At 63.3% G+C, this 22787-nt stretch carries 19 protein-coding genes; 9 read left to right on the top strand and 10 right to left on the bottom strand.

Translation table 11 applies throughout. The annotated features are described in order from the left end of the window. Window positions 1-2: 2 nt before the first annotated feature. On the bottom strand, window positions 3-890 hold the full coding sequence (locus QYL91_RS08425; RefSeq protein ID WP_302080057.1) for an ABC transporter ATP-binding protein: 888 nt from the start codon (window positions 888-890) through the stop codon (window positions 3-5). A gap of 106 nt (window positions 891-996) precedes the next feature. On the opposite strand from QYL91_RS08425, the gene QYL91_RS08420 reads away from it, so the two are divergent. Further along, on the top strand, window positions 997-1416 hold the full coding sequence (locus QYL91_RS08420) for an SRPBCC family protein (protein ID WP_302080056.1): 420 nt from the start codon (window positions 997-999) through the stop codon (window positions 1414-1416). A gap of 12 nt (window positions 1417-1428) precedes the next feature. Here QYL91_RS08420 and QYL91_RS08415 read toward each other — a convergent pair whose 3' ends face one another. Then, window positions 1429-1665 carry an HVO_2901 family zinc finger protein gene (locus tag QYL91_RS08415; RefSeq protein WP_302080055.1) on the bottom strand — a complete coding sequence of 79 codons (237 nt, stop codon included), beginning with the start codon at window positions 1663-1665 and terminating at the stop codon, window positions 1429-1431. A 217-nt stretch (window positions 1666-1882) separates the two neighbouring features. Between QYL91_RS08415 and QYL91_RS08410 the strand changes: the two genes are divergently transcribed. Continuing rightward, complete coding sequence (locus QYL91_RS08410) at window positions 1883-2164, top strand: DUF7967 family protein (RefSeq protein ID WP_302080054.1); 282 nt, start codon at window positions 1883-1885, stop codon at window positions 2162-2164. A 9-nt stretch (window positions 2165-2173) separates the two neighbouring features. Here the strand turns inward: QYL91_RS08410 and sucD are convergent, their stop codons facing one another. Both sucD and sucC read right to left on the bottom strand, forming a co-directional pair. After that, window positions 2174-3043, bottom strand: coding sequence for a succinate--CoA ligase subunit alpha (sucD, locus tag QYL91_RS08405; RefSeq protein WP_302080053.1), 870 nt, complete (start codon window positions 3041-3043; stop codon window positions 2174-2176). Further along, window positions 3043-4191 carry an ADP-forming succinate--CoA ligase subunit beta gene (gene sucC / locus QYL91_RS08400; protein WP_302080052.1) on the bottom strand — a complete coding sequence of 383 codons (1149 nt, stop codon included), beginning with the start codon at window positions 4189-4191 and terminating at the stop codon, window positions 3043-3045. Before sucC ends, sucD begins: the two co-directional genes overlap by 1 nt. A 114-nt stretch (window positions 4192-4305) precedes the next feature. On the opposite strand from sucC, the gene QYL91_RS08395 reads away from it, so the two are divergent. Further along, entirely contained in the window at window positions 4306-4749 is a 444-nt protein-coding gene (locus QYL91_RS08395) for an SRPBCC family protein (RefSeq protein WP_302080051.1), read from the top strand. 144 nt (window positions 4750-4893) lie between these two features. Next, a complete protein-coding gene (locus tag QYL91_RS08390; RefSeq protein WP_302080050.1) occupies window positions 4894-5676 on the top strand; it encodes an SIR2 family NAD-dependent protein deacylase in 783 nt (260 codons plus the stop codon). On the opposite strand, the gene QYL91_RS08385 is transcribed toward QYL91_RS08390, so the two are convergent. Then, a complete protein-coding gene (locus QYL91_RS08385; RefSeq protein ID WP_302080049.1) occupies window positions 5651-6094 on the bottom strand; it encodes a DUF5793 family protein in 444 nt (147 codons plus the stop codon). The genes QYL91_RS08390 and QYL91_RS08385 overlap by 26 nt on opposite strands. Window positions 6095-6207: 113 nt before the next feature. Here QYL91_RS08385 and QYL91_RS08380 point away from each other — a divergent pair, with 113 nt between their 5' ends. The 5 genes from QYL91_RS08380 (at window position 6208) to QYL91_RS08360 (ending at window position 13481) form a co-directional block, all read left to right on the top strand. After that, window positions 6208-6717, top strand: coding sequence for a DUF7549 family protein (locus tag QYL91_RS08380; RefSeq protein WP_302080048.1), 510 nt, complete (start codon window positions 6208-6210; stop codon window positions 6715-6717). A 90-nt stretch (window positions 6718-6807) separates the two neighbouring features. After that, window positions 6808-8538: a type II/IV secretion system ATPase subunit gene (locus tag QYL91_RS08375; RefSeq protein WP_302080047.1), complete on the top strand. Its 1731-nt coding sequence runs from the start codon at window positions 6808-6810 to the stop codon at window positions 8536-8538. A gap of 1 nt (window position 8539) precedes the next feature. Then, complete coding sequence (locus QYL91_RS08370) at window positions 8540-10999, top strand: type II secretion system F family protein (protein ID WP_302080046.1); 2460 nt, start codon at window positions 8540-8542, stop codon at window positions 10997-10999. A 36-nt stretch (window positions 11000-11035) separates the two neighbouring features. Continuing rightward, window positions 11036-12703, top strand: coding sequence for an ATP-dependent DNA ligase LigA (gene ligA / locus QYL91_RS08365; RefSeq protein WP_302080045.1), 1668 nt, complete (start codon window positions 11036-11038; stop codon window positions 12701-12703). Window positions 12704-12728: 25 nt separating this feature from the next. Further along, entirely contained in the window at window positions 12729-13481 is a 753-nt protein-coding gene (locus QYL91_RS08360) for an MBL fold metallo-hydrolase (RefSeq protein ID WP_302080044.1), read from the top strand. 131 nt (window positions 13482-13612) lie between these two features. Here the strand turns inward: QYL91_RS08360 and QYL91_RS08355 are convergent, their stop codons facing one another. The 5 genes from QYL91_RS08355 to QYL91_RS08335 all read right to left on the bottom strand — a co-directional run bounded on the left by QYL91_RS08355 (window position 13613) and on the right by QYL91_RS08335 (window position 22741). Further along, complete coding sequence (locus tag QYL91_RS08355; RefSeq protein ID WP_302080043.1) at window positions 13613-15424, bottom strand: Ig-like domain-containing protein; 1812 nt, start codon at window positions 15422-15424, stop codon at window positions 13613-13615. Between the two features lies 1 nt (window position 15425). After that, window positions 15426-17390, bottom strand: coding sequence for a type II secretion system F family protein (locus QYL91_RS08350; protein ID WP_302080042.1), 1965 nt, complete (start codon window positions 17388-17390; stop codon window positions 15426-15428). A 2-nt stretch (window positions 17391-17392) separates the two neighbouring features. Next, window positions 17393-19156 carry a type II/IV secretion system ATPase subunit gene (locus QYL91_RS08345; protein ID WP_302080041.1) on the bottom strand — a complete coding sequence of 588 codons (1764 nt, stop codon included), beginning with the start codon at window positions 19154-19156 and terminating at the stop codon, window positions 17393-17395. A gap of 103 nt (window positions 19157-19259) precedes the next feature. Then, the gene (locus QYL91_RS08340) at window positions 19260-20351 is read right to left on the bottom strand and encodes a DNA topoisomerase IV subunit A (RefSeq protein ID WP_302080040.1); all 1092 of its coding nucleotides are present in this window, start codon (window positions 20349-20351) and stop codon (window positions 19260-19262) included. Beyond that, complete coding sequence (locus tag QYL91_RS08335; RefSeq protein ID WP_302080039.1) at window positions 20348-22741, bottom strand: DNA topoisomerase VI subunit B; 2394 nt, start codon at window positions 22739-22741, stop codon at window positions 20348-20350. The genes QYL91_RS08340 and QYL91_RS08335 overlap by 4 nt, the downstream gene beginning before the upstream one ends. Between the last annotated feature and the right edge of the window lie 46 nt (window positions 22742-22787).

Here is a 22787-nt window from a genome sequence, read left to right as displayed (position 1 = left end):
CCTCAGACCTCCGACCCCGCCCGTCGTCCGGACTCGGCGACGTTCAGGAACACCTCCTCCAGACTCGACTCTTTGGTTCGGATGTCGACGACCTGTCCGCCCGCATCCTCGGCCGCAGTCCGGGTTTTCTCGACGGCGTCCATCGACGCGACGACGCGCCGGTAATTGCCGTTTTTCTGCACGCTGTCGGGGACCTCCACGGTCGTATAGACGTGATACTCCGTCTCGCCGTACTCGTCCTGGAGCTGGTCGAGGTCGCCCTTGGCGACGATTTCGCCCTCGTTCATGATGGCCACACGGTCACAGATCGACTCGACGTGAAAGAGGTTGTGTGCAGAGAAGACGATGGTCTTGCCCTCGTTGGCCAGTCGCTCGGTGAACTCGATGATGTAGTTCGTCGTCAGGGGGTCCAGCCCGGACGCGGGTTCGTCGTAGACGAGCACGTCGGGGTCGTTGATGAGCGAGCGCGCGATGGCGACCTTTCGCTTCATTCCTTTTGACATGTCGCCGAGTTGTCTATTGCGGTGTTCGAGGTCGAGTTCGTCGAGCGTGTCGTGGATGCGACGCTGAGCGGTGTCGCTCGGTACGTCGTAGAGGTCTGCGAAGAACTTGAGATAGGAGAGGGGCGTCATCTCTTCGTAGAGGGGCGACTCTTCGGGGAGGAAGCCGAGTTGCTTTCGCATCTCGGTGTCGTCAGTGGCGAAGCCGGCGACAGACACCTCGCCGGAAGTCGGTTCCAGCAGGCCGGAGAGCATCTTCAGCGTCGTCGTCTTGCCGGCGCCGTTCGGACCGATTATGCCGAACACCTCGCCCTGGTCGACGGAGAACGTGCTTCCCTCGACAGCGGCGAAGTCGCCGTATTCCTTGCGGAGGTCACTGACCTCTATCATCTACTCGCCCGTTACGAGTGGAGAAACCTATACTTTGGCTCCACGAGGCGGATGCTGTGCGGACCGAGACCCCACCGTTACTACCCTGCCGCCACTACCTGACAGTATGTGTCGCACCGACATCGGACTCGAACGGACGCCGGCCGGTCGGCGCCTCGTCGTCGCACGAGAGGTCGACGCGTCACCGGACGCCGCCTGGAAACTCCTCACTGACACCGAACGCTGGCCGGAATGGGGCCCATCCGTTCGCGCCGTCGAGTCGTCGAGTCGCGTCATCGACGGTGAAACGACCGGGCGGGTGCGGGTACCCGGCGGCCTCTGGGTGCCCTTCGAGGTGACCTCGTGTGTCGACCGGCGCTGGACCTGGCGGGTCGCACGGATTCCGGCGACCGGCCACTTCGTCGACGAGCGACCCGAAGGTTGCCGCGTCGGCTTCGAACTGTCGGTCGTCGCGGCCGGCTACGCACCTGTCTGTGCGCGCGCACTCGGCCACATCGAAACGTTGCTTACCGAAGAAAGAGCCTAAGAACGGAGAGAGTCAGGGAACTTCGAGTCGAACGTCTGTTACTTTGTGGATGTCCTCGCCGATGCCGCTGCCCTCACAGTCCTCGTTCGGACACCGATAGTGCCAGCCGTCCTCTGTCGCCGCCCGCTCCGCGAAGCGCTCCCCACAGTCGTCACAGAAGAGCTGTCCCGCCGAGCAGTTGTCCTGGTGGAGTTCGAGTTCGAGTTCGGACCCGAACGTTCGCTTGCAGTTCCGGCAAGTGTGTGGCATATCGTTAATATTCTTTGTCTCATCTTAAAACTGCACCGGAACGTTCACCGCGGTCGGTTCCGATTCTGGAGACCCAACCGGGGATTGCAACGAACCGTTCAGTTTCGGGCCGCAATTCTGAAAACTACCCGACTGCAGTGCCGACGAGGTGACTACCTGGTCTCAGTACGTGAGAACTGGCGGGACAGTTCTAACGGTGTGTCACGTACCTTCAGGTATGACGACAGCCGAGACGATTCGGGTCTGGCTCGTCGAGCGGACCTACGGGGACGACGAACAGAATCTCATCATCCTCACGTACGCGACGCCGGACGGGGAACGGACCTTCCGGAAAGAGCGGGCGCTGACGAGTTTCACCGGCGACCGGCGGGGGACGAAAGCGGCACTCGACGTGTCGCCGACGAACTGCAGCAGCGTCGCTGACCCGGAAAAGCGCGAGCAGTACGCTGCCGAAGCGGCGCGAATGGCAGAAAAACACGACCCGGACGACGAAATCTGACGGCCCGCTTCAGAGCAGGTCTTCGAGGTGGTCGACGACTTCCTCGGGGGTGTCACCGACCGGCGCGCCGTTGGCTTCGAGCGCGTCGATTTTGGACTGTGCAGTCCCGGTTCCGGACCCGGAGACGATTGCGCCGGCGTGACCCATGCGCTTGCCCGGCGGGGCAGTCCGACCGGCGATGAAGCCGACGACCGGCGTGTCCATGTGTTCGCCGATGTAGCGGGCGGCCTCCTCTTCGTCCTCGCCACCGATTTCGCCACACATCGCGATGGCGTGGGTGTCGGGGTCGTTCTCGAACAGTTCCAGTGCGTCGATGAAGTCCGTCCCGATGATGGGGTCGCCGCCGATACCGATGGCGGTCGACTGGCCCAGTCCGCGGTCGGTGAGGTTGTCGACGACCTGATAGGTCAGCGTCCCCGAGCGGGAGACGAGACCGACGTTGCCCGACGAGAAGATGTTGCCCGGCAGGATGCCGAGTTTCGCCTCACCCGGCGTGATGATACCCGGACAGTTCGGGCCGATCATGTAGGTGTCCGTCTCCTGGAGTCGGCGGTAGACGCGGCTGACGTCCTGGGTTGGGATACCCTCGGTGATAGCCACGACGAGGTCGACGTCGGCGTCGACGGCTTCGAAGAGCGCGTCACCGGCAAACGCCGGCGGGACGAAGACGACCGACGCGTCGGCGTCTTCTTCCTCGGCGGCGCGCTGGACGGTGTCGTAGACGGGGACGCCAGCGACTTCCTGGCCGCCCTTGCCCGGCACGGCGCCGGCGACGACGTTCGTGCCGTATTCCATCATCTGTTCGGTGTGGAACTTGCCTTCCCCACCGGTGATACCCTGCACGACGACTCGGGTGTCGTCGTCGACGAGGACAGACATTATTCCTCCACCTCCTCGTCAGCGAGAGTGACAGTTGCTTGCACGGCGTCTTCGAGCGTTGCCTCTACCTGGACGAGGTCGGTGTTCAGAATCTCCATGCCTTCTTCCGCTTTCGTGCCAGCGAGTCGAACGACCACTGGCTTTGGAATCTCGTCGAACTGTTCGAGTGCCGTGTTGATACCGTTCGCGACTTCGTCACCGCGGGTGATACCGCCGAAGATGTTGAAGACGACGGCGTCGACGTTCTCGTCGGAGAAGACCATATCGAGCGCGTTCGTGACGCGTTCGGCCTTCGCACCGCCACCGATGTCGAGGAAGTTCGCGGGCTTGCCGCCGTAGTAGTCGACGAGGTCCAGCGTCGTCATCACGAGCCCGGCACCGTTGCCGATGATGCCGACGTTGCCGTCGAGTCGGACGTAGTCGAAGCCGTACTCGTTTGCCTTGGCTTCGAGGTCGTCGTCGGCGGCCTCGTCTTCCATCTCCGCGAGGTCGGGGTGTCGGAAGAGTGCGTCGCCGTCGACGTTCATCACGGCGTCGGCCGCGATGACCTCGTCGTCGCTCGTGACCATCAGCGGGTTGATTTCGGCGTCACTGCCGTCCTTGTCGTCCCAGAGTTCGTACAGCGTCGTGAGAACTGAGGCGACGTCACTGGCGATAGACTGGTCGACGCCAGCGTCGTAGACTGCCTTGCGGGCCTGGTACGGGTGCATCCCGAAGGCGGGGTCGATGTGCTCGCGAGCGATGGCGTCGGGGTCTTCCTCGGCGACCTCCTCGATGTTGACGCCACCTTTCGTCGAGACCATGGCGACGGGTTTGCCCTCACCACGGTCCATCGTGACGCCGACGTACAGCTCGTTGACGAAGTCGACGGCTTCCTCGACGAGGACCGTCTCGACGTCGTAGCCCTTGAGGTCCATGCCGATGATGCTCTCGGCGGCCTCCTGAGCCTCTGCTTTGTCGTCGACAAGTTTGATACCGCCAGCTTTGCCACGTCCGCCGACGTGTACCTGTGCCTTGATTGCACAGGGGTAGCCAATCTCTTCGGCTGCCGCGACGGCCTCGTCGACCGTCGACGCCAGTTCCGACGCCGGTGTCGGGATACCAGCATCGGCGAAGACCTGCTTGGCCTGATACTCGTGGAGTCTCATACGTCCCAATGTCGAGACAGGCACGCGCTTAAAACCCGTTCATTTGCCGCTCGCGAGCGGGCGGTAGTGGCATGCGAGCGAGAGATATTTTTCGACACCTGACGTAGACCCTGTATGGTCGCTGTCTCCAAGTCCATCCACGTCGACGCCGACCCAGAGTCCGTCTTCGCGTTTCTCGACGACCCACAGGGCCACGTCGAGGTGACGCCGAGTCTCGTCGACGCGACGAACGTCGAACCACTCGAATCGGGCGGCAAGCAACTCGAGTTTACCTACTCGATTGCCGGCGTGAAACTCGCCGGCGAGCTCGTCCAGACCGTTCACGACCCAGACCGACGGATGACATTCGAGATGTCCGGCCAGCTAAACGGCGAAGTCGACATCGAAATCGAACCCGACGACGGCGGCAGTCGCGTCACCTACACCGGCGACTACGAGATTCCGGGCACGGTACTGGCACGCGTCGCCGAACCGTTTGTCCGGCGGTACAACGAACGCGAGGTCGACACGCTGCTGGCGAATCTCAAGACACGAATCGAAGGACCCGACGACCAGTAAGGGCACAGCTGAACAGAGACCCACACGCCCGGCAGTGGGGACCCACGAACACGCTGGGCACTGCACACCGGAACCCAACCGACGACGAACGACTGGCCGTGGTCCAGCGAGGGGTTTTTCGGCCTCGGTAGTCCACTCTCGACTATGACAGACTCCTCGCTGCCGACCGACGACATCGACGCACTCGCTGCGGACATCGCGACGGCGGACCACGTCGTCGCGCTCACGGGTGCAGGCGTCAGTACGGCGTCGGGACTCCCATCGTTTCGCGGCGAGGACGGCATCTGGGGCAACGAGTTCGACCCCGCCGACTTCCAGTACACCCGCTTTCAGTCCGACCCCGGTGAATTCTGGCGCGACCGCATCGACCTCCACGACCGGATGTACGGCGACGACATCGAGCCAAACGCCGCCCACGACGCGCTCGCCGACCTCCAGGCCAGGGGGACGCTGGATGGCCTGATTACCCAGAACGTCGACGGATTGCACGAAGCCGCCGGTTCCGAGGCCGTCCTCGAACTCCACGGCAACGCCCAGCGGGCAGTCTGTGACACCTGCGGCCGACGCCTCGAAGCGGGACCGGTCTACGAGCGCGCCCGCGATGGTGAGTTACCGCCACGGTGTGCGGACTGCGATGGCCCGTTGAAGCCGGACGTGGTGCTGTTCGGCCAGCCGATGCCGGACGGACCGCTCCAGCAGGCACAGCACCACGCCCGCGACGCGGACGTGTTCCTCGCTGTCGGGTCGTCACTGACGGTCGAACCTGCGGCGTCGCTCCCGCGTGTGGCGGCCAGTCGCGGTGCGACTGTCGGAATCGTCAATCTCGACGAGACCGGACTCTCGAAAAACGCAGACTACGATATCAGAGCCGACGTGACGACGGCGCTTCCGGCCATCGAAACTAGAGTTCGACGCCACTCGGAATGAGACTCTGCTGGCGGAGCAGACTCCCTCCATCGTCGTAGACGAGCAACGCCTCCATATCCAGTACGAGCGGTTCGGCGCCGGGTCGCTCGAGGCGAATCCGATAGGCCGTCTCGTCGGCCTCGCGGGCCGCGTCGACGAGCGCGAAGATGTCCTCGGCGTTTGCGTTCGCTTCCAGCACGAAATCGCCGGTGAGCCGGCGGCTCATGCCGAACACGCCAGCCCCGTCCGCGCCGTCGTCGTCGGGGAGGAGCCTGAACGAAGCGTCGACGTCGTCGCCACTGGGCGGTGTGCCCGTCTCGGCTTCGAGGCGCGCTGTGAGTGTGCCTGGCGGGCCGCTGTAGCTCACGACGAGGGTCGGTTCGTCGTCTGACTGCCCGTCGAGATGTTCCGCGGAGAGGGTGAAGTGGTCGCGCCTCATCGGGTGTCCCCTAATATGGCTCGCGGGGCAATGAACGTAACGCCGCCACCGGAACACAGGGAGTGACAACGCGAGGCGACACCTTTTACCACCGGGGGTGTCCGGAAGTAGGTATGTGGGTCAAATCGGAGTACGCAGGGGAAGTCGCGGTCCTCTCGACGTGGCTGTGCGCGCTGCTTCCCTGGTCTGTGTCCGTGTTCCGGGAGTCGTTTGGCTCTGCCGGACTGGTCACCGCAGTCTGGCTCCGATTCCTGCCCGGCCGCGTTCTCTACGTCTCCGGCGCAGTCGAGCGCGCCGGCTCGCCCTGGAACTGGGTCTGGGAAGTCCCCGGCTTCGTGGCCTCGCAGGGCGAAACCGTCGCCAGTTACGTCTGGCTAGTCGGCACGGCCGTGTTCGCGTTAGCGTTCGTGCTGAGTGTCGCCTACTACCTCGACGAGGCCCACGTCGAGTCGTGGCGGCTCGACCCCGTCCGGACGCTGGGCGGGCTGCTCGTCACCAGCGGTGCGGTGTTACTCCTCGCCAGCGGCCTGCTGTTTTCCGAACAGGCAGGAACGACGGTTCCAGTCGGCACTATCCTCCAGCTCGGACTGGGTGTGAGTTTGCTCCGTGCAGAACGGGCCTGACCGGACCGGGGTAGTCCGAATTTAAGTACCTGGCCGCGTAAGCATCCTCTAACCGCGTGCGGATTGCAGGGTTGGGCACTCTACGGAACAATGTCAGGACCAGAGACTGGAGACGACGGGGATTCGCCGCTGTCCGAGTGGCTCTCCAGTGACGAAGCCGACGAGTCGACTGTCCCGACAACGGAGGCCAGTACAGACGCGACAGTCACCGAGGCTACCGACGACGGCGCAGGTTCGCTGGGCGACATCCGGGAGTGGCTGGCCCGGACGAGCCGTCTCCTGACCGGGTCGGCTATCGAAGTCACCGACTACGACCCGAAACGACACGGTCGGCTGGTCGATTTCGACGGGCTCGACGGCTACGAGGAAATCGAGCGGTACTGGGTCGACGCGCCCTTCGCGTTCGTCTCTATCAACTTCGACCCCGAAGCGCAGGAACACCGCTACCACGTCGTCGAGCCGGAGCTCTCGGAGCTCGAACAGCGCCTGCTCGACCGGCTCTACGAGGACGTTCGCGACCCACTCCTGTACCGCGAGGACATCGACGACGACCCCGAGGCGGCTCTGCGCGACGAGTTGCGCGAGCGCCTCGAAGAGTACGGTGTCGCCATCGAGGAGGAAACGTTCTACCGGCTCTTCTACTATCTCTACCGGTCGTTCCAGGGCTATGGCAAGCTCGACCCGCTGATGTACGACCCGCACATCGAGGACATCTCCTGTGACGGGCCGGGGCTGCCAGTCTTCGTCTACCACGACGGGTACACCGACATCGAGACCAACGTCGTCTACGACACCGAGGAGCTGAGCAACTTCGTTATTCAGCTTGCACAGCGTTCGGGCCGACACATCTCCGTCTCTGACCCCGTCCTCTCGACGACGCTCCCCGACGGGTCGCGTATCGAACTCGCACTCGGCGAGGAAGTCACGCCGAAAGGGTCCGCCTTCACCATCCGAAAGTACGCCGAGGAACCGTTCACGCCGATAGACCTGCTGAACTACGGGACCTTCGAGGTCCGACAGCTCGCGTATCTGTGGCTGGCCATCGAGTCAAACAGGTCGCTGCTCTTTGCCGGCGGGACTGCGGCCGGGAAGACCACCTCGATGAACGCCGTCTCGATGTTCATCCCGCCCCGCTCGAAGGTGTTGACCATCGAAGATACCCGGGAACTCTCGCTGTATCACGACAACTGGCTCTCGTCGGTCACCCGCGAGCGGATGGGCGACGGCGACATCACGATGTACGACCTGCTGCGCTCTGCACTGCGTCACCGCCCCGAGTTCATCATCGTCGGCGAGGTCCGTGGCGAGGAGGCAATCACGCTCTTCCAGGCGATGAACACCGGGCACACGACCTTCTCGACGATGCACGCCGACTCGGTACAGACGGTCATCAACCGCCTCGAAAACGAACCCATCAACGTCCCGCGACCGATGGTCACCTCGCTCGACGTCCTCTGTGTGCAGGTGCTCGCGCGCTCGCAGGGCGAGCGGGTGCGTCGTGCCAAGACGCTTGCGGAAATCGAAGGCATCGACCAGCGGACGGGCGAACTGGACTACTCGAACACCTACAACTGGAACGCCACGGCGGACACATTCAGCGAGTCGAACTCCGAGATGCTCGCAGAGATACGCGAAGAGCGGGGCTGGAGCCAGTCCGAGTTGCTACGCGAACTCAAGAACCGGCGGCGATTCCTCGAGTACCTGCAAGACGAGGACATCACCGACTACCGGCGGTTTACCGCGATGGTCAACAAGTACTACGCCGACTCCGAGGAAGTGATGGAACGGATAGACGGTGCCGGCGTCGAACTCGAACCCTGATATGGTCAATCCAATCTGGTTGCTCCCGCCGGTGTTCGTCGTCCTCACAGTCGGGGCGTGGCTGGGTGCAAAAGTTCACACGGGGGTCAATCGCGTCGTCTACCGGTTTGCCCGCGTTCTCTTCGGTCGGTTCATCTCCAAGGATGCGGACCGACAGCGGACACTCCAGGCGGCCTACATCAGCGAGACATACACCGGGTACGCGTCGACGACGCTGCTGTACACGCTGCTCGCGTTGCTGGCCGGCGCCGTCGCTGGCGCGTACGTCATCGCCGGCGTCCTGCTGGTCTTCGAGGACTTCGTGCGGCTGTTGACCGGATTGCCGAATACGATTGCTATCCCGCTGGGCGCGCGCGTGGACTACCAACTCATCCTTTCCGCGGAGGAGCGGTGGGCCATCCTGCTGGGTGGTGGCTCCGCTATCGGGGTGATTTCAGCAGTTCTGGCCTATGTCTTCCGCTGGCAGTTGCCCGCAAGCGACGCCGAAGTCCGCCGGCGGAGCATCGAGGCGGGACTGCCCCGGACGACGTCGTTTATGTACGCACTCTCTCGTGGCGGCCTCGAGTTCCCCGAAGTGTTGCGAACGCTGACCGAGAACCGCGAAATCTACGGCCAGACGGCCGACGAGATGTCGATTGCCGTCCGCGAGATGGACCTGTTCGGCCGGGACATGATTACCGCGATTCGGCAGATGTCAAAGCGAACGCCCAGCGAGCAGTTCAAGACCTTCTCCGAGAACCTGGGGAGTGTCCTCCAGAGTGGCAGCGACCTCTCGGAGTTCCTCAGCGAACAGTACGAACGCTTCCGCGAGGACGCCGAGGAGCGCCAGGAAGAGGTTCTGGAAGTGCTCGCGACCATCGCGGAGGGGTACGTGACGGTGCTCGTCGCCGGGGTGCTCTTTCTCATCACCATCCTGCTTGTGTTCGGACTGACGACGACGGACACGCTGTGGCTGATACAGGGACTCACGTATCTCATCGTGCCACTGGCAAACGTCGGCTTCGCAGTCTTTCTCGCCCAGAAGTTGGACACGCTGGGCATCTCCCGCGGAGGCAGTGACAGCATCCTCGAACGGTACGACCTGAACACACCGATACGCTCCGCGCCGCCGAGCGAACCGCGGCGTACCGATGGTGGCCTGGCGAGAGACGGCAAGAACGGACGGACGCTGGACTGGTACGACAGAATCAGCCGTGTGAAAAGCGTCCTCCGGAGCCCACTCCAGACGGTCATCTGGAAACCGAAGGTCCTGCTTTACATCACCGTCCCGTTGGCGGTGCTCGTCGTCGCAGTCCGGTTCCCGGACACGCTGACCGAAGTCGGCCTCAACGAGCGGGCACTCGACGACGTGCTCGTCCAGTCGGCGCTGTTCGTCCTGATTACCTACGCCATCGTCAGGGAACTCTACAAGCGCCGTATCGACCGTATCGAGGCTGCGACCCCTGAGTTGCTCGAACGGCTGGCCAGCCTCAACGAGGCCGGGATGTCCGTCGTTGAAGGGTTCGAGCGCGTCCGCGGGAGCGACCTCGGGGTCCTCACGCCGGAGGTCGACCGCATCTGGCGGGACCTGGAGTACGGCTCGAACCTCGCTGACGCACTCGTGCGTTTCGGCCGCCGTGTCAGAACGACGGCCGTCACGCGCATGGTCGTCCTGCTGACACACGCGATGGAAGCGAGCGGGAACATGGGGCCGGTCTTGCGTATCGCGGCCAACCAGTCGCGTGCGGACCTGAAGATGCGCGACCAGCGCCGCCGGCAGATGCTTACCTACCTCGTCGTCATCTACATCTCGTTTGTAGTCTTTCTGGTCATCATCCTCGCGGTCAACGAGGTGCTCGTGCCGAGTCTCCCCGATACGGTGCCCACGCCGGATTCGGGCAACCGGCTCGGAGTCGATACGAGTACCTTCTCGAGACTCGGCGGCGTGGACAAAGCGGGCTATACGCTCGTGTTCTTCCACGCTGCGCTCATCCAGGCGGTCTCCTCGGGCTTTATCGCCGGCCAGATAGGCGAAGGGTCGCTGAAAGACGGGACCAAACACGCCGCGGTCATGTTGCTGGTCGCGTACGTCGTCTTTCTCGCCATCTCGTCGCCGGTGGCCTCGATTAACGCAGGCGATGCGACGGCGACCGGCGACAGCATCCGAATCGAGTCTGCGTCGCTGTCCAGCGGCGGCTGGGTCGTTGTCCACGACGACGGTATCAACTCCTCGGTCATCGGCCGGAGTACGTACCTCGAACCCGGCAAACACCAGGACGTCACCATCCAACTGGACCAGAATATCACAGAAGACAGAAGCGTCACTATCGTTCCGTACCAAGACAGCGACGAGGACAGAGTGTTCGACTACGGTGGACCACCGTATCTCCCGAACACCGAGCAGGCCGACGGTCCCTACGAGTCACAGGCGGCAAACACCAAGCCCGGGGTCGACATCGACGTCGAGTACGTCGGCGGATAGGGCGACTTTTTGTGCCGGCTGTCCTACCTGACGCCGATGGACTTTGCCGAGTTTGCCGCCACCGCCGCCGCTATCGACGAGGAGACGGCCGACCTAGAGATTCAGTCGCTGGTCGCCGAGACGCTCCAGGAGGGCGGTGACGACCTGGCGACGCTCGTCCGATTCCTGCTTGGTCGTGTCTTCCCGGCCCACGACTCGCGAACGCTCGATATTGGTCCGCGACTCTGTTACGAGGCGATTGCTCGGGCCGCCGGCCAGAACGTCGATGCGGACGACGTCGAGACGCGGCTGGCAGAACTGGGAGAAATCGGCGCCGTCGCGGCCAGTTACGATTTCGGCGGCCAGCAGGGACTGGCCGCGTTCGGAGACGGCAGTCGGGAGACGCTGACCGTCGCCGAAGTAGAGTCCCGACTGCGGGAACTCGCCGCTGCCGACGGCGCTGGCAGCCAGGAGACGAAACTCGACGTCCTCTTTGGGCTGTTCAATCGCTGCAGCGACGACGAAGCGCGATACCTCGCTCGGCTCGTGCTCGCGGAGATGCGTATCGGCGTCGGTGGTGGGACCGTCCGCGAGGCTATCGCCGAAGCATTCGATGTGTCCGTCGAAAGCGTCCAGCGGGCACTGCAGCTCTCGAACGACTACGGACTGGTCGCCGAGACGGCTCAGGACGGCGGTGAGGACGGATTGGCGGAGATCCACCTCGAAATCGGCCGGCCGGTCCAGGCGATGCTCGCACAGACGGGGACGGTCAGCGGCGCACTCGACGACTGGGACCGGGTCGGCGTCGAGGTCAAGTACGACGGCGCACGCGTCCAGGTCCACTACGACGGCGAGGAGGTCACGCTGTACTCCCGGAACATGGAGGACGTGACCGAGCCGCTGCCGGAAATCGTCGCGACTGTCGAGGAACGCGTCGACGTGCCGGTCATCCTCGATGGCGAAGTCGTCGCAGTCGACGACGAGGGCTCGCCCCTGCCCTTCCAGCAGGTACTCCGTCGCTTCCGACGCAAACACGACGTGGCAAAAGCCCAGGAAGACGTCGCGCTTCGATTACACGCGTTCGACTGCCTGCACGCGGACGGTGAAGACCTGCTCGGCGCGCCGCTGGTCGAGCGCCACGACAGACTCGTAGCTGCCTTCGACGGCGAGAAGAGTAGCGAGGTCTCCAAGCTCTGGCTGTGTGAGGACGCCGAGACCATCGAGGGAATCGAGACCGACGCGCTGGCAGGTGGCCACGAAGGCATCATGTTGAAACAGCCCGATGCCCCCTACACCCCGGGCAAGCGGGGCCAGAACTGGCGCAAGCGCAAACCGGACGTGGAGACGCTCGACCTCGTGGTGACCGGTGCCGAGTGGGGCGAGGGCCGCCGGGCGAGTGTCCTCGGCACCTTCGAGCTATCGGTGCGTGCCGGCGACGGCTACGAGACAATCGGGAAGGTGGCAACCGGTATCACGGACGAGCAACTGGCGGACGTGACCGACTTGTTGGAGCCATACATCGTGGCCGAGTCCGGGACTGACGTGGACATCGACCCGGCTGTCGTCTTCGAAGTAGGCTACGAGGAGATACAGTCCTCGCCGACGTACTCGTCGGGCTATGCCCTCCGTTTCCCGCGATTTCTGAGTATCCGCGAGGACAAAGCCCCCGCCGACGCCGATTCGCTGGCCCGGGTCGAGCGGTTGGTCGAGACCGGTGACGATTAACTCCCCTGAGCCCATCTTCCCGATAATGACCGTACACGTCGACGGACTCACCATCGACTGGCTCGGCTACGCAACCGTCCGCATCGAGGGGCCGGAGACCATCGTCTACGTCGACCCCGGCCGCTACGGCGTGTTGACCGGCGAGTGGACGGCCGACAGCGAAACTGCGGCAGAGGCCCATCCGCCGGCAACCGACTACCGGCCGGAAGACGGGGATGCCCTCTTCGTCACCCACCGCCACCACTACGACCCCGACGGCATCGAACGGGTCGCAAGCGACGACGCGACGTGTGTTACCTTCGACGGAATAAATTTCCACCAGACAGCGCGTACCGACGTGCGGCCGGCCGACCTGCCATACGAGGTGCGCTCGGTCGGACTGGAATCGCAGGGAATCGTCGGGGACGTTACCTTCTGGACGATTTCCGCATACAATCACCCCGACGGCCCGCACACGCGTCCGGACGGGTCGCCGGTTCACCCGGAGGGACTCGGGTGTGGGTACCTGCTGAGCGTAGATGGGACTCGCGTCTTCGTCGCCGGCGACACCGACGTACTGGAAGGACACGCACAACTCGACGTCGACGTCTTCGTGCCGCCCATCGGTGGCACGTACACGATGGACCGCCACGCCGCCGCCGACCTCGCCGACGCGATGGCCCCCGAACTCGTCGTTCCGGTCCACTACAACACCTTCGAGGCTATCGAGACGGATTCGGAGGCGTTTGCGGCCGACCTCGACGAGCGTGGTGTGGCGGTCGAACTCGACGAGGAGTGAACGGAGATGCGTCGGAGACGTCAGTACAGTGCTCTCAGAGGTGCGTATAGTCGACTGCAAGAAGTCTCAAGCGATAAACCGAATCCCCATTTTCGAAGTGAGACTCTTCACGGAGCGAACGGCGTCAACCGCTAAGATGGAGTGGGGTACTGAATCGTCCGGGTCGCTCGAACGTCCCCGTCACTGTCCAGGAGAGAGATTCGAATCGAGTCGGCTTGGTTTTCACCCTTGATTGTGACTACCGGAGGGTCTATGTCGGCATCGACAGTGTCCTCGTTTTTGGTAGCAGTTCCATTTTCGAACGACTGTACCCACACCTTTGCGCCACTGTCGGTCGTACTGATGTCGAACGTGACATCGATATTGTTGCCACCGCCACTTGCATTTGCGTCCACACTATTGATCGTGTACTCAACCCCCGGGACCCGGACGGTGACGTTCTTGACTGGTCCCCAGTTGCCATTCGTGTCCTGAGCGCGCACCGAAAGGACATGCTCGCCGGCCGCCCACGACTCGGTCTGGATGCCGGTGTCGATAGCGGTCTCGTTGACGGTGTCGAAGGCTCCGTCAGCAGGGTCGAAATACCGCGGTTGACTAACGGTCCCGTCGGGCGCCGTCCGTGTCCACTCGACGGCGTGGATGGGCAGTCCGCCCCGGGCGAAGTCGCTGACGTTCGCAGTCAGGGTAAACGCAGCCTCTTGCGGCAGCGTCGGGTCGTCTGCTGTCGTCTGATTCGTTTTGATGTCGATGACCTGTGGCCCGATGCTGTCTCCCCCACTGGAGATGGCAGTCGTTCCATCGACGGTTATGCTCGCCGTTTCGAGCTTCCCTGTCGCGTCCGGGTCGAACGTCGCCTCGACGGTCCCTTCGCCCGACGACGATGCCGTGTACCGGAACGTCGCGTGTCCATCCTCGTCGGTGGTCGCGGTCGACGTCTCGAGCGTCCCCGGCCCGCTGGCAGCGGCGGTCACCGGGACGCCGCTGACGGGGTTGTTGTACCGGTCGCGCACCTCGAAGGTCACGCGCTCGGCACTTCCGACGGGGGCCCGAACCTGGGCGGGCGATTCGGTCGTGATGTAGTGTGGTCCCGGTTGCCCCGTTCCGTCTCCGACTCTCACCTTCGCCAGGCGGAGGTCGTAGGTCTGGTCGCCACGCAGGGAGATGGTGACCGTGTCGTAGGTTCCACCGGGCGTGACGGTCACGTTGTCGTAAACGTTGCCACCCTCGGCGACGAACTCATCGGCGAGCAGTTCGGTCCACGTCTCCTCGTCGAGGCGGGTCGGCAACCGAATGCGGACGGTACCGTTCCCCTCGAGGGTAGTGACTTGCTGGGGAGCGCTGACCGGTTCGACGGTCACCGACTCAGCTCTCGTCCCCGATTCCGAGAAGGTTCCGTTCACCGTGACGAGCGTGATGCGACGCCCGTCGACGATGGTCGTGCCAGTCAGGGGAAGCGAGCGGTCGCCGTGTCGGTCGTAGAGAACGCCGTGTTCCAGCACGGTCGTCGGGGCGTTGTCGTACTCGTTGTAGCTGGGCTGGTAGCTGATATGGCGCGTCTGGAAAGACCGGTTCCCGCTCGGCGTCCAGTAGTCGCCGGTCTCGCCGCTGGCGGTCAGGTTCTCGATTTCGACGATACCCGTGTCGGTGGTCTGAATCTCCCCCGACGGGTCGACCGGATTCAACAGGAACGGCCGTCTGGGATACCGGGTCCCCAACTGGACCGACGTCGACGTGATACGCCCCGTCGTGGCCGCCTGGAGTGTGCCCTCGCGGAGTTCGCCGAGGTCGTCGCGGACCTGCTGGCTGTGTTCGAACTCCGCGCCCTGGTTCCAGGCGGGCACGGCCGTGGTCTGGAGCGTGACGAGCAACAGCATCAGGATGCCAAAGACGAGGATGAACCCGATGACCGCCGTCTGTCCCCTGGGAGTCTGTGGGCGGCGCATCTCAGACCACCCCGAAGGCGACGATAGTTATCACAATCATGGCCAGGCTGTACTTCAGTCCCGCGAGGATGCGACCCTCGCCCATCTTGCCCGCGACCAGCCCGATAAACAGCGACTGGACGAGCGAGGAGTGAACGAAGGCGACTTGGAAGCCGTCGGCGTCTATCCCCTGCAGGCTAATCGGCAGGTCCGGACTCGACACAGTACTCTGTTGGCCCAAGGCGAGTGCCTGCTCGAAGTAAAACTCGTTTATCAGCAGGATGATGCCGAGGTAGACGAAAAAGGAGATAAACGCCGCGACAACGTACGACGACAGTTCCTGTGACCGTCGCTGGAGGAACTGGCGCTGGTTGCGTGCGTCTTCAGCAGCGACAGAGAGGGTCTCCGAGAGGTTGCCACTCGCCTCGTCGGCGTCGATGACGAGGCGGAGCGTCCGCGTGACGATGCGTGTCTGGGCACGACGTGCGAGTCTGACCAGCGCGCCACGCATGTCGTCGAACCACTCCATCTCGTTGTGGGTCCGTTTGAGCTCTGCCGAGAGGGGTCCCTCGGAGCGTTCGGCAGTCGACGCAATCGCGTCAGGTGGCCGAACGCCCATCCGGGTTGCGCCCGCAATCGAGGAGAGAACGTCGGGGAACCGCCGCAATATTGTATTGAGACGGCGCTGTCGGAGTTCGTGAAAACCCACGAGCGGGAGCGTGGCAATCACGAACGGAACGACGAACAAAAGCGTCGTGGCGACCAGCGGCCGCGCAAAGAGACTGGAGAGAGACAGCGAGACAGTGCCAGACCAGACGGTGAGACCGACGACGAGGGCAGACAGCGGAACCGATGCCACGAGCACGTACGGAGGCTGGCTCCGACACCGCGACAGGAACCGTGACACGAACCCATCTTTCGAGAGGCGCTGCTTTCGCCGTGCGTACGCCGCTGCCTCGGGGTCGTCAGGGAGTTCGGGCCGGTGGGTCGCAGTGTCGCTCGGCCGGGAACTGCTCTGTCTGAACGGTTCGCCCAGTTGGTCGAGGATGAGTAAGGCGAGCGCCGACGCGACCGGGATACCGGCGTAGACGACGACGTTGACCAGTTCCAGCGTCCCCAGCCCGGTAATGCCCATCACCATCAGCAAGATGAGCAAGAAGAGCGGGCCGGCGATGAGGACCGTCACGTACACCTCGGCGAAGAGCGCGATATTCTCGATGTACGAGTCTTGGACGACACGGGCGTCCTGGAGCGCTTCGTTGCGCTGATCGGCGAGAAATGCCTCGGTGTCACCGCCTGATTCGATGACACCCAGCAAGTCCGTAAAGAACTCCGCGGTGTAATCACACGGAGTCACTTCGCTCGCTTCCCGGAGCGCCTGCATGAAATCCCGGCCGAGATAGTCGACGTGGTTGAGGACGAGGCCGGCCTCCTGAGACATCTCCTCGTACGTCTCCTCGGCGGCGGCCAGACGGCGAAACACCTCGACGATGTCCAGCCCGCCCCGCGAGAGCGCGTACATGTAGCTAATCGCCGAGGGGAGCATGAGGTTGAGTTTCTTCGCCCGCACGCCGGCCACGTACCGGGGGAGGTAATACCTGATATACCAGGTCCCAGCACCGGCGGCGAGTCCGAAGCCGACAGCGAGCGCGGCCGCGACGATTGGGAACCGATACGCACTGGCGAAGGCACTGACTGCACCGAGGCTCCCGATGCCAGTCAGGGCCGCGATGTGACCTAGTTCCGAAAGCAGAATGGCAGTCAGCAGGCCAGCGACAACACCGAAAACGACGGCGAGCAATGCGAAAACGACCGAGCGGGCGAGGTAGCCGGCGGCGGTCACCGGCACACGAGCGGCGTTGAGGTCGCTCCGAAGCCCCTCGTGGCGGTCGCTCCGGTCGGCGAAAAAGCGCCGGAGTGGCTCGTAGAGCCACGCCGTCTGTCTGATGAGCCACGTTCGCTCCGCGGCGCCTGGTTGTTCCGACATGGTCACAGGAGCTGTTCGAGCTGGCCGGCCTCGACTAGTTCCATCACTTCCGCTCTGTTGCTGGCGTACTGCCAGACGACAGTCTGGAACGATTCGTAATCGGAGATGCCCTCACGGACCAGGTATCGAAGCAGGCGTTCACGGCGGGCCAGTTCGGCCTCAAGTTGCGCCTCGTCCCAGCCGTTCATGTACATAATCTCGCGGAGTTTGCCCGACGGGGCGACCGATTCCATCGCATCCGTCGCCGGATTCCACTCGTAGATTTTCTTGGTGCTCGGGCTCCCGTCATCGGCCCGGCCGAGTTCGGCGATGCTGACGTTGCGTCGGACGCGCTTGTCGCCGACGAAAATCTGGCGTTGCACGGCGACGACATCCAGTTCGCGGACCATCTGGTCGGGAACCGACAGGGGCGGGTTCTGCAGGCGCGAGAGGACCGTCGCCGTCGAGTCGGCGTGCATCGTCGTGTAGGCGGCGTGTCCCGTCGCCATCGCCTGGAAGAACGCGAGTGCCACTTCAGTCTCGGTTCGAATCTCGCCGACGAGCAGATACTCCGGACGCTGGCGCAGCGCTGCCTGGAGCAGTTGATACATGTCGATTTCGCCGGTCCCGGACGTGCGCGATTCCCGCGTGACACTTTGAATCCAGTTGTCGTGGGGAAGCGTAATCTCGCGGGTGTCCTCGATGGAGATGACCTTGTTCTTTCGCGGGATGAACATCGAGATGGCGTTCATCGAGGTAGTCTTCCCGGAGGCTGTCCCGCCTGCAAACAGCAAGGAAAGGTTGTTCTCGATGGCCAACCAGAAGTACGTCATCGTCTCCACCGAGAAGGTGCCAAAGTCGATGAGGTCGATAGGCGTCAGGGGAACGTCCGAGAACTGCCGGATGGTGAAATTGGACCCGCGGGTGCTAACTTCGGTGCCGAGTGTCATCTGAATGCGCGAGCCGTTGGGCAGGCTCGCATCGACCAGCGGGTCCGCGATAGAGACGTGTTTGTCACTGCGCTGGGCCAGGCGAATCACCAGCGAGTTGAGGCGGTCCTCCTCGAACGCGATGTTCGTCTCCATGTCGCGGTACTCGCGGTGATAGACGAACACCGGGACGTCGGTGCCGTCACAGGAGATGTCCTCCAGTCTGGCGTCCCGAACCAGCGGGTCGATGCGGTCGTACCCCAGCAGGTCCCGGACGATGTAGTAGCGTATCTTGTGTAACGACCCCGGCTCTGCGTCACGGATGTACCGGCTCGACAGCGTGGTGAGTTCCTCTTCGAGCCGCTGCTCCCGGTCGACAGTCCCCGCGTCGACGTGCATCAACACGTCCCGGAGGTCCGCCATGACGTCCTCGCGGACGTACTGTTCGAACTCGGTCAGCATCGGCTCGACGACGCGGTACTCGTAGTCGTTGGTCCCTTCGTTACGACAGATAGCGATGTACGCAAAGGGCTCGTTGACCCAGTACCGGTCGATTTCCTCCAGGTCCTCGCGATAGCTGAAATCGAAAAACGAGTTCTCGATGAACTCCTCGGCTGGCGCGGGCGCAAACTCACTGTCGAAGTCCGCGAAGTACTCGCGAACGTCAGCGAGGACGGTATCCTCCGGTTCGGCCGGTGGCTCCTCGATTGTCGGAGCCGACTCGGCGACATCCTCGACGTCCTCACGGCCTGACGGTTCCAAGTCCGTCTCGTCGACGGCGTCGGCAGGTTCGGTATCGATTCGGTCGCTCCAGTCGGCCTCGCCGTCGCCCTCGTTGCCAGGCCCCGGTTCAGACATGCACTGAGAATAGCTGGCGACCGGAGGGATAAATGGTTTGTGACGATGTGCTGTCAGCCGGCCGCAACGGTGTCTTGCCTGTCCAAGAAGCCGATACTCCCCGCTACAGCACGCCCATCTCGTCGAGGCGCTCGGGCAGGTAGGTGTCGGTCACGAAGTCGAGCCCGCGAGAGGCGAGTGACTGCTGTTCGGATTTCTTTCCGAGGTCGAGTTGGAGTTCGATTTGCTCTTTCCAGAACTCCGTCTGGTAGCGGGGGTCTTCGAGTTCCGACTCCAGGGCGTTGATGTCCGAGTCCGAGAGCGGGTCCGTCGGCAGGTCGTACTCGACGATGTCCTCCGGGCGGATGCCGATGAAATCGGCCTCGGGCGTCGCCAGGTACTCAGAGAGGTGTGCGCTCTTGATAGAGCCGTAGGCGACCGACCCATAGATGCGATAGGACCACGGGTCACCGTCAGTGAAGACGGTGACTGGCAGGTCCAGTTCGTCGTGCAGGCGCTTGGTGATGCGCCGGGTCGCCCGTGCCGGCTGGCCCTTGAGGTGGACGACCAGCGCGTTGTACTCCTCGTCGAAGCCGTTCTCGACGAGACGGTCCCGCATCCCGCCAGTCTCGACGGCCAGGACGAAGTCGGCGTCGTTGTCCAGGAAGTCGATAGTGTCGGGGTTGTTCGGAATCTGGTAGCCGCCCTCGCCGACGTCCTCCTGACAGTGAATCTCGCGTTCGCCCCGGCGCGTCTGCTCGCGCAGGCGAAGCGGTCCCATGATGGTCGCGCCCGATTCTTCCGGACGCATGTGGAAGTCCTCGCGGGTCGCTCCGGAGACGATTTCCAGGTCCTCGACGAGGTCGTTCGACTCGTCCTGACTCGAGAACTGCGCCTCGTTCAGGTCCCAGGATTCGCTGAGGTAGTAGAGTTCACGCAGTGTCGACGAGCGGCCCTCGTCGAGTTGCTGGGCGAGAAAGTCGATGGTGTAAATCGCCTTCAGGAGTTTTCCGGCCCCGCGGACGCTCTTTGCCGAGCGCGTCGAGGTCCGGTCGCCGTACACCCAGACGTTCTTGTCCTCGTCGTACTCGATGTTCGATTTGGTCCGTGTGGGGACTTCCATCGAGGGGACGTCACCCTCGGCAAACTGGTCGTAAAACTGTGCTGCGAGGTCGATGAGTTGCTCGCGCGCCTCTGAATCTGTCTCTACGCTCATTGGTCAGTCACCGTTAGCTTCTCGTCTTCGATTCCTTCGACGGAAATACTACACTCCGCGTCGCCGGGCAGGTCATACGAGAGTGTGGCCGTCTCCCCGCCGCCGACCGTCGGGGACCACTTGACGAACCACTCGCCGTCCATCTCGACGACTGTGCCGTCCTCGACGCCGTCGGGTTCGGCCGTCACGATGTCCGTAATCTCGATGTCGGCATTGGTGTCAGCGTTGTTCTCGACGACGACGTCGACGCTCCCGTTCTCGCGCCGGCGCTCGACGAGGACGTTGTTCATGATGCGGGCCATCGTGTCGTCGATGTCCAGCGGTTCGTTGCCGGTCACCCGGGAGATTTTCTCGGCCATCTCCGGGAGGATGGTCGCGAGTTTGTTCTCCTTCTCCCGGCGCTGTTGCATCGAGCGGCGCTTGTTGAGGAACGATTTCAGGTCCCGGGCGGCCTCCCGAATCGCCAGCTCGATTTCGTCCTCGATTTCGGGGATGTTGGCGACGGCGTCTTTCGATTCACTCGTGAAGGGAACGTTCGTCGAGGCGATGTGGACCATGATAACCACCGGGCCGTTTGGAATGCCGCTCCCGCCCGGCTGGTCGAGGCCGTAATTGCGCCAGTTGATTCCCTTGACCACGTCCGTCGTCGCACACGCGCCGCGCTGGTAGACCAGCGGCACGCGGTTGGCAAAGCGCATCACTTCGGCTTTGCCGCCGTCTTCGATGTCGCCGCCGTAGGCGATGCCGGCCTCGACGATGAAGGGGTCGCCGCCGTGGACGGAGGCGTCTCTGGTCGCCGCAGCGTAGAAGTCCGCGTCGTATCCCTTCGTGAGGCCGGCCTCCACGAGGTCCGCAGAGATGGGAGACAGACAGTCCGTCGGCGGCGAGATGATGTCCGTCTCGCGCATCGCATCGAGCAGTTCCGAGGCGGTGTCGCGCTCGCTCGCGATGTCGTGGACGTGTGGCACGTCGCCCGGAACCGTCTCCATGCGCGTCCAGAGAGCCTCGACGACGTTCTCGCGGGCTTTGTCGCCGAAGGTGGCATCGTCGAACTCCTCGGTGTCGTCGGCCGCTTTGCCCACGTAGGCAGTAAGGTCCTTGTGCGTGACACGGTGGCGCGAGTCGTCGGTTCGGTTCTCGAACTTCGTCGCGATGCGCTCGGCGAGTCCCTGGACGTGGGCGTCGTCCTTGCGCTTGGTCGTCGCCTCGTCGACGAGCGTGTAGATATCCGACGTGAGTTCCGCAGTCACCTGCTCCCAGGCGGCCTCGACGGCGTTTTCCCGGACTGTCTCACCGAAGGTGGTGTCGTATTCGTCCTCGATTGTGTCGGCGACGTCGGCGACGTTCTCGGCGACCGTGCTGTAGGCGATGCGTTCGGTGTCCCGGATGCGTTCGGCGACCGCACTGGCGAACTCGGCAGTCGCGTCGGCGCCCTTGTTGGCGACGGCGTCTTCGACTGCCGACTCGATGTCGGCATCCTCGTGTGATTGCGGTGGTCGCCATCGCATCTCCCGGCCGAAGTGGCGGTCCCGGAAGTTGTCGATGACCGAATCGGAGGTCTTCTGCCCGACGCGGGTGAACTCACCCTGAAGGAATCCAGAGACAGAATACGAATCGGTCGCGTCGAGCATCTTGATGAGCGTCCCGAGTTCGACGCCGTGGGGGTGGGGCCGAATCTCCTCGGTCTCGTCGGGCAACTGGTCGGTCGCCCGCTCGTATTTGAAGTGTTCGTCGGGTTCGACCATCTCGATGCGGGCGTGGGGGTTGACGACTGCCGTGTGCTTGATGTAGTCGTGGAGTTGCTGGCGGGCGCGCATGTTCCCCTCCATCTCCAGTTCGATGCGCGTCCCGTGGGGGCGCTCCCAGGAGGTCGTCGATTCCTTGCTAATCTCGGGTTCGTTGGTGTCGGTGTCGATGATGAGTTCGAAGTACTCGGCCTCGGTGCTGCCCTGCGTCCGCGAGGTGATTTTTGCGGGTTTGCCGGAGGTAAGTTGCGAGTACAGAACCGCCGCAGAAATCCCGATTCCCTGCTGGCCACGATTTTGCTCGCGTTTGTGAAAGCGGCTGCCATAGAGGAGTTTCCCGAAGATTTTCGGAATCTGTTCTTTCGTAATCCCGGGGCCGTTGTCCTCGACGACCAGCCGGTAGTAGTCGCCCGCTTCCTCGATTTCGACGTAGATGTCGGGGAGAATACCGGCTTCCTCGGTGGCGTCTAAGGCGTTGTCGACGGCTTCCTTGACGGCAGTCACCAGCGCCCGGGCTTCCGAGTCGAACCCGAGCATGTGCTTGTTCTTCTCGAAGAACTCGGCGATGGAGATAGACTGCTGGCTCTCGGCCAGCTCCTCGGCTATCCCCTCACCGTCGCCGAGGTGCGACTGATAGGAGGTCATGTGGCTATACGTTCCACATCAGGGGTTAAATGTTGTGCGCCAGCAG

It is taken from the genome of Salinibaculum rarum (genome assembly GCF_030505615.1).
Classification (GTDB): domain Archaea; phylum Halobacteriota; class Halobacteria; order Halobacteriales; family Haloarculaceae; genus Salinibaculum; species Salinibaculum rarum.
Note: the sequence above shows the minus strand (reverse complement) of the source record. Positions and strands in the feature narration are given on the sequence as shown.

Excerpts from the sequence above, each read along its gene's own strand:
- QYL91_RS08380 (WP_302080048.1), top strand. The coding sequence starts at position 6,208 with ATGTGGGTCAAATCGGAGTACGCAGGGGAAGTCGCGGTCCTCTCGACG.
- QYL91_RS08390 (WP_302080050.1), top strand. The coding sequence starts at position 4,894 with ATGACAGACTCCTCGCTGCCGACCGACGACATCGACGCACTCGCTGCG.
- ligA (WP_302080045.1), top strand. The coding sequence starts at position 11,036 with ATGGACTTTGCCGAGTTTGCCGCCACCGCCGCCGCTATCGACGAGGAG.
- QYL91_RS08360 (WP_302080044.1), top strand. The coding sequence starts at position 12,729 with ATGACCGTACACGTCGACGGACTCACCATCGACTGGCTCGGCTACGCA.
- QYL91_RS08345 (WP_302080041.1), bottom strand. The coding sequence starts at position 19,156 with ATGTCTGAACCGGGGCCTGGCAACGAGGGCGACGGCGAGGCCGACTGG.
- QYL91_RS08350 (WP_302080042.1), bottom strand. The coding sequence starts at position 17,390 with ATGTCGGAACAACCAGGCGCCGCGGAGCGAACGTGGCTCATCAGACAG.
- QYL91_RS08385 (WP_302080049.1), bottom strand. The coding sequence starts at position 6,094 with ATGAGGCGCGACCACTTCACCCTCTCCGCGGAACATCTCGACGGGCAG.
- QYL91_RS08375 (WP_302080047.1), top strand. The coding sequence starts at position 6,808 with ATGTCAGGACCAGAGACTGGAGACGACGGGGATTCGCCGCTGTCCGAG.
- QYL91_RS08355 (WP_302080043.1), bottom strand. The coding sequence starts at position 15,424 with ATGCGCCGCCCACAGACTCCCAGGGGACAGACGGCGGTCATCGGGTTC.
- sucD (WP_302080053.1), bottom strand. The coding sequence starts at position 3,043 with ATGTCTGTCCTCGTCGACGACGACACCCGAGTCGTCGTGCAGGGTATC.
- sucC (WP_302080052.1), bottom strand. The coding sequence starts at position 4,191 with ATGAGACTCCACGAGTATCAGGCCAAGCAGGTCTTCGCCGATGCTGGT.
- QYL91_RS08420 (WP_302080056.1), top strand. The coding sequence starts at position 997 with ATGTGTCGCACCGACATCGGACTCGAACGGACGCCGGCCGGTCGGCGC.
- QYL91_RS08340 (WP_302080040.1), bottom strand. The coding sequence starts at position 20,351 with ATGAGCGTAGAGACAGATTCAGAGGCGCGCGAGCAACTCATCGACCTC.
- QYL91_RS08425 (WP_302080057.1), bottom strand. The coding sequence starts at position 890 with ATGATAGAGGTCAGTGACCTCCGCAAGGAATACGGCGACTTCGCCGCT.
- QYL91_RS08410 (WP_302080054.1), top strand. The coding sequence starts at position 1,883 with ATGACGACAGCCGAGACGATTCGGGTCTGGCTCGTCGAGCGGACCTAC.
- QYL91_RS08370 (WP_302080046.1), top strand. The coding sequence starts at position 8,540 with ATGGTCAATCCAATCTGGTTGCTCCCGCCGGTGTTCGTCGTCCTCACA.
- QYL91_RS08395 (WP_302080051.1), top strand. The coding sequence starts at position 4,306 with ATGGTCGCTGTCTCCAAGTCCATCCACGTCGACGCCGACCCAGAGTCC.
- QYL91_RS08335 (WP_302080039.1), bottom strand. The coding sequence starts at position 22,741 with ATGACCTCCTATCAGTCGCACCTCGGCGACGGTGAGGGGATAGCCGAG.
- QYL91_RS08415 (WP_302080055.1), bottom strand. The coding sequence starts at position 1,665 with ATGCCACACACTTGCCGGAACTGCAAGCGAACGTTCGGGTCCGAACTC.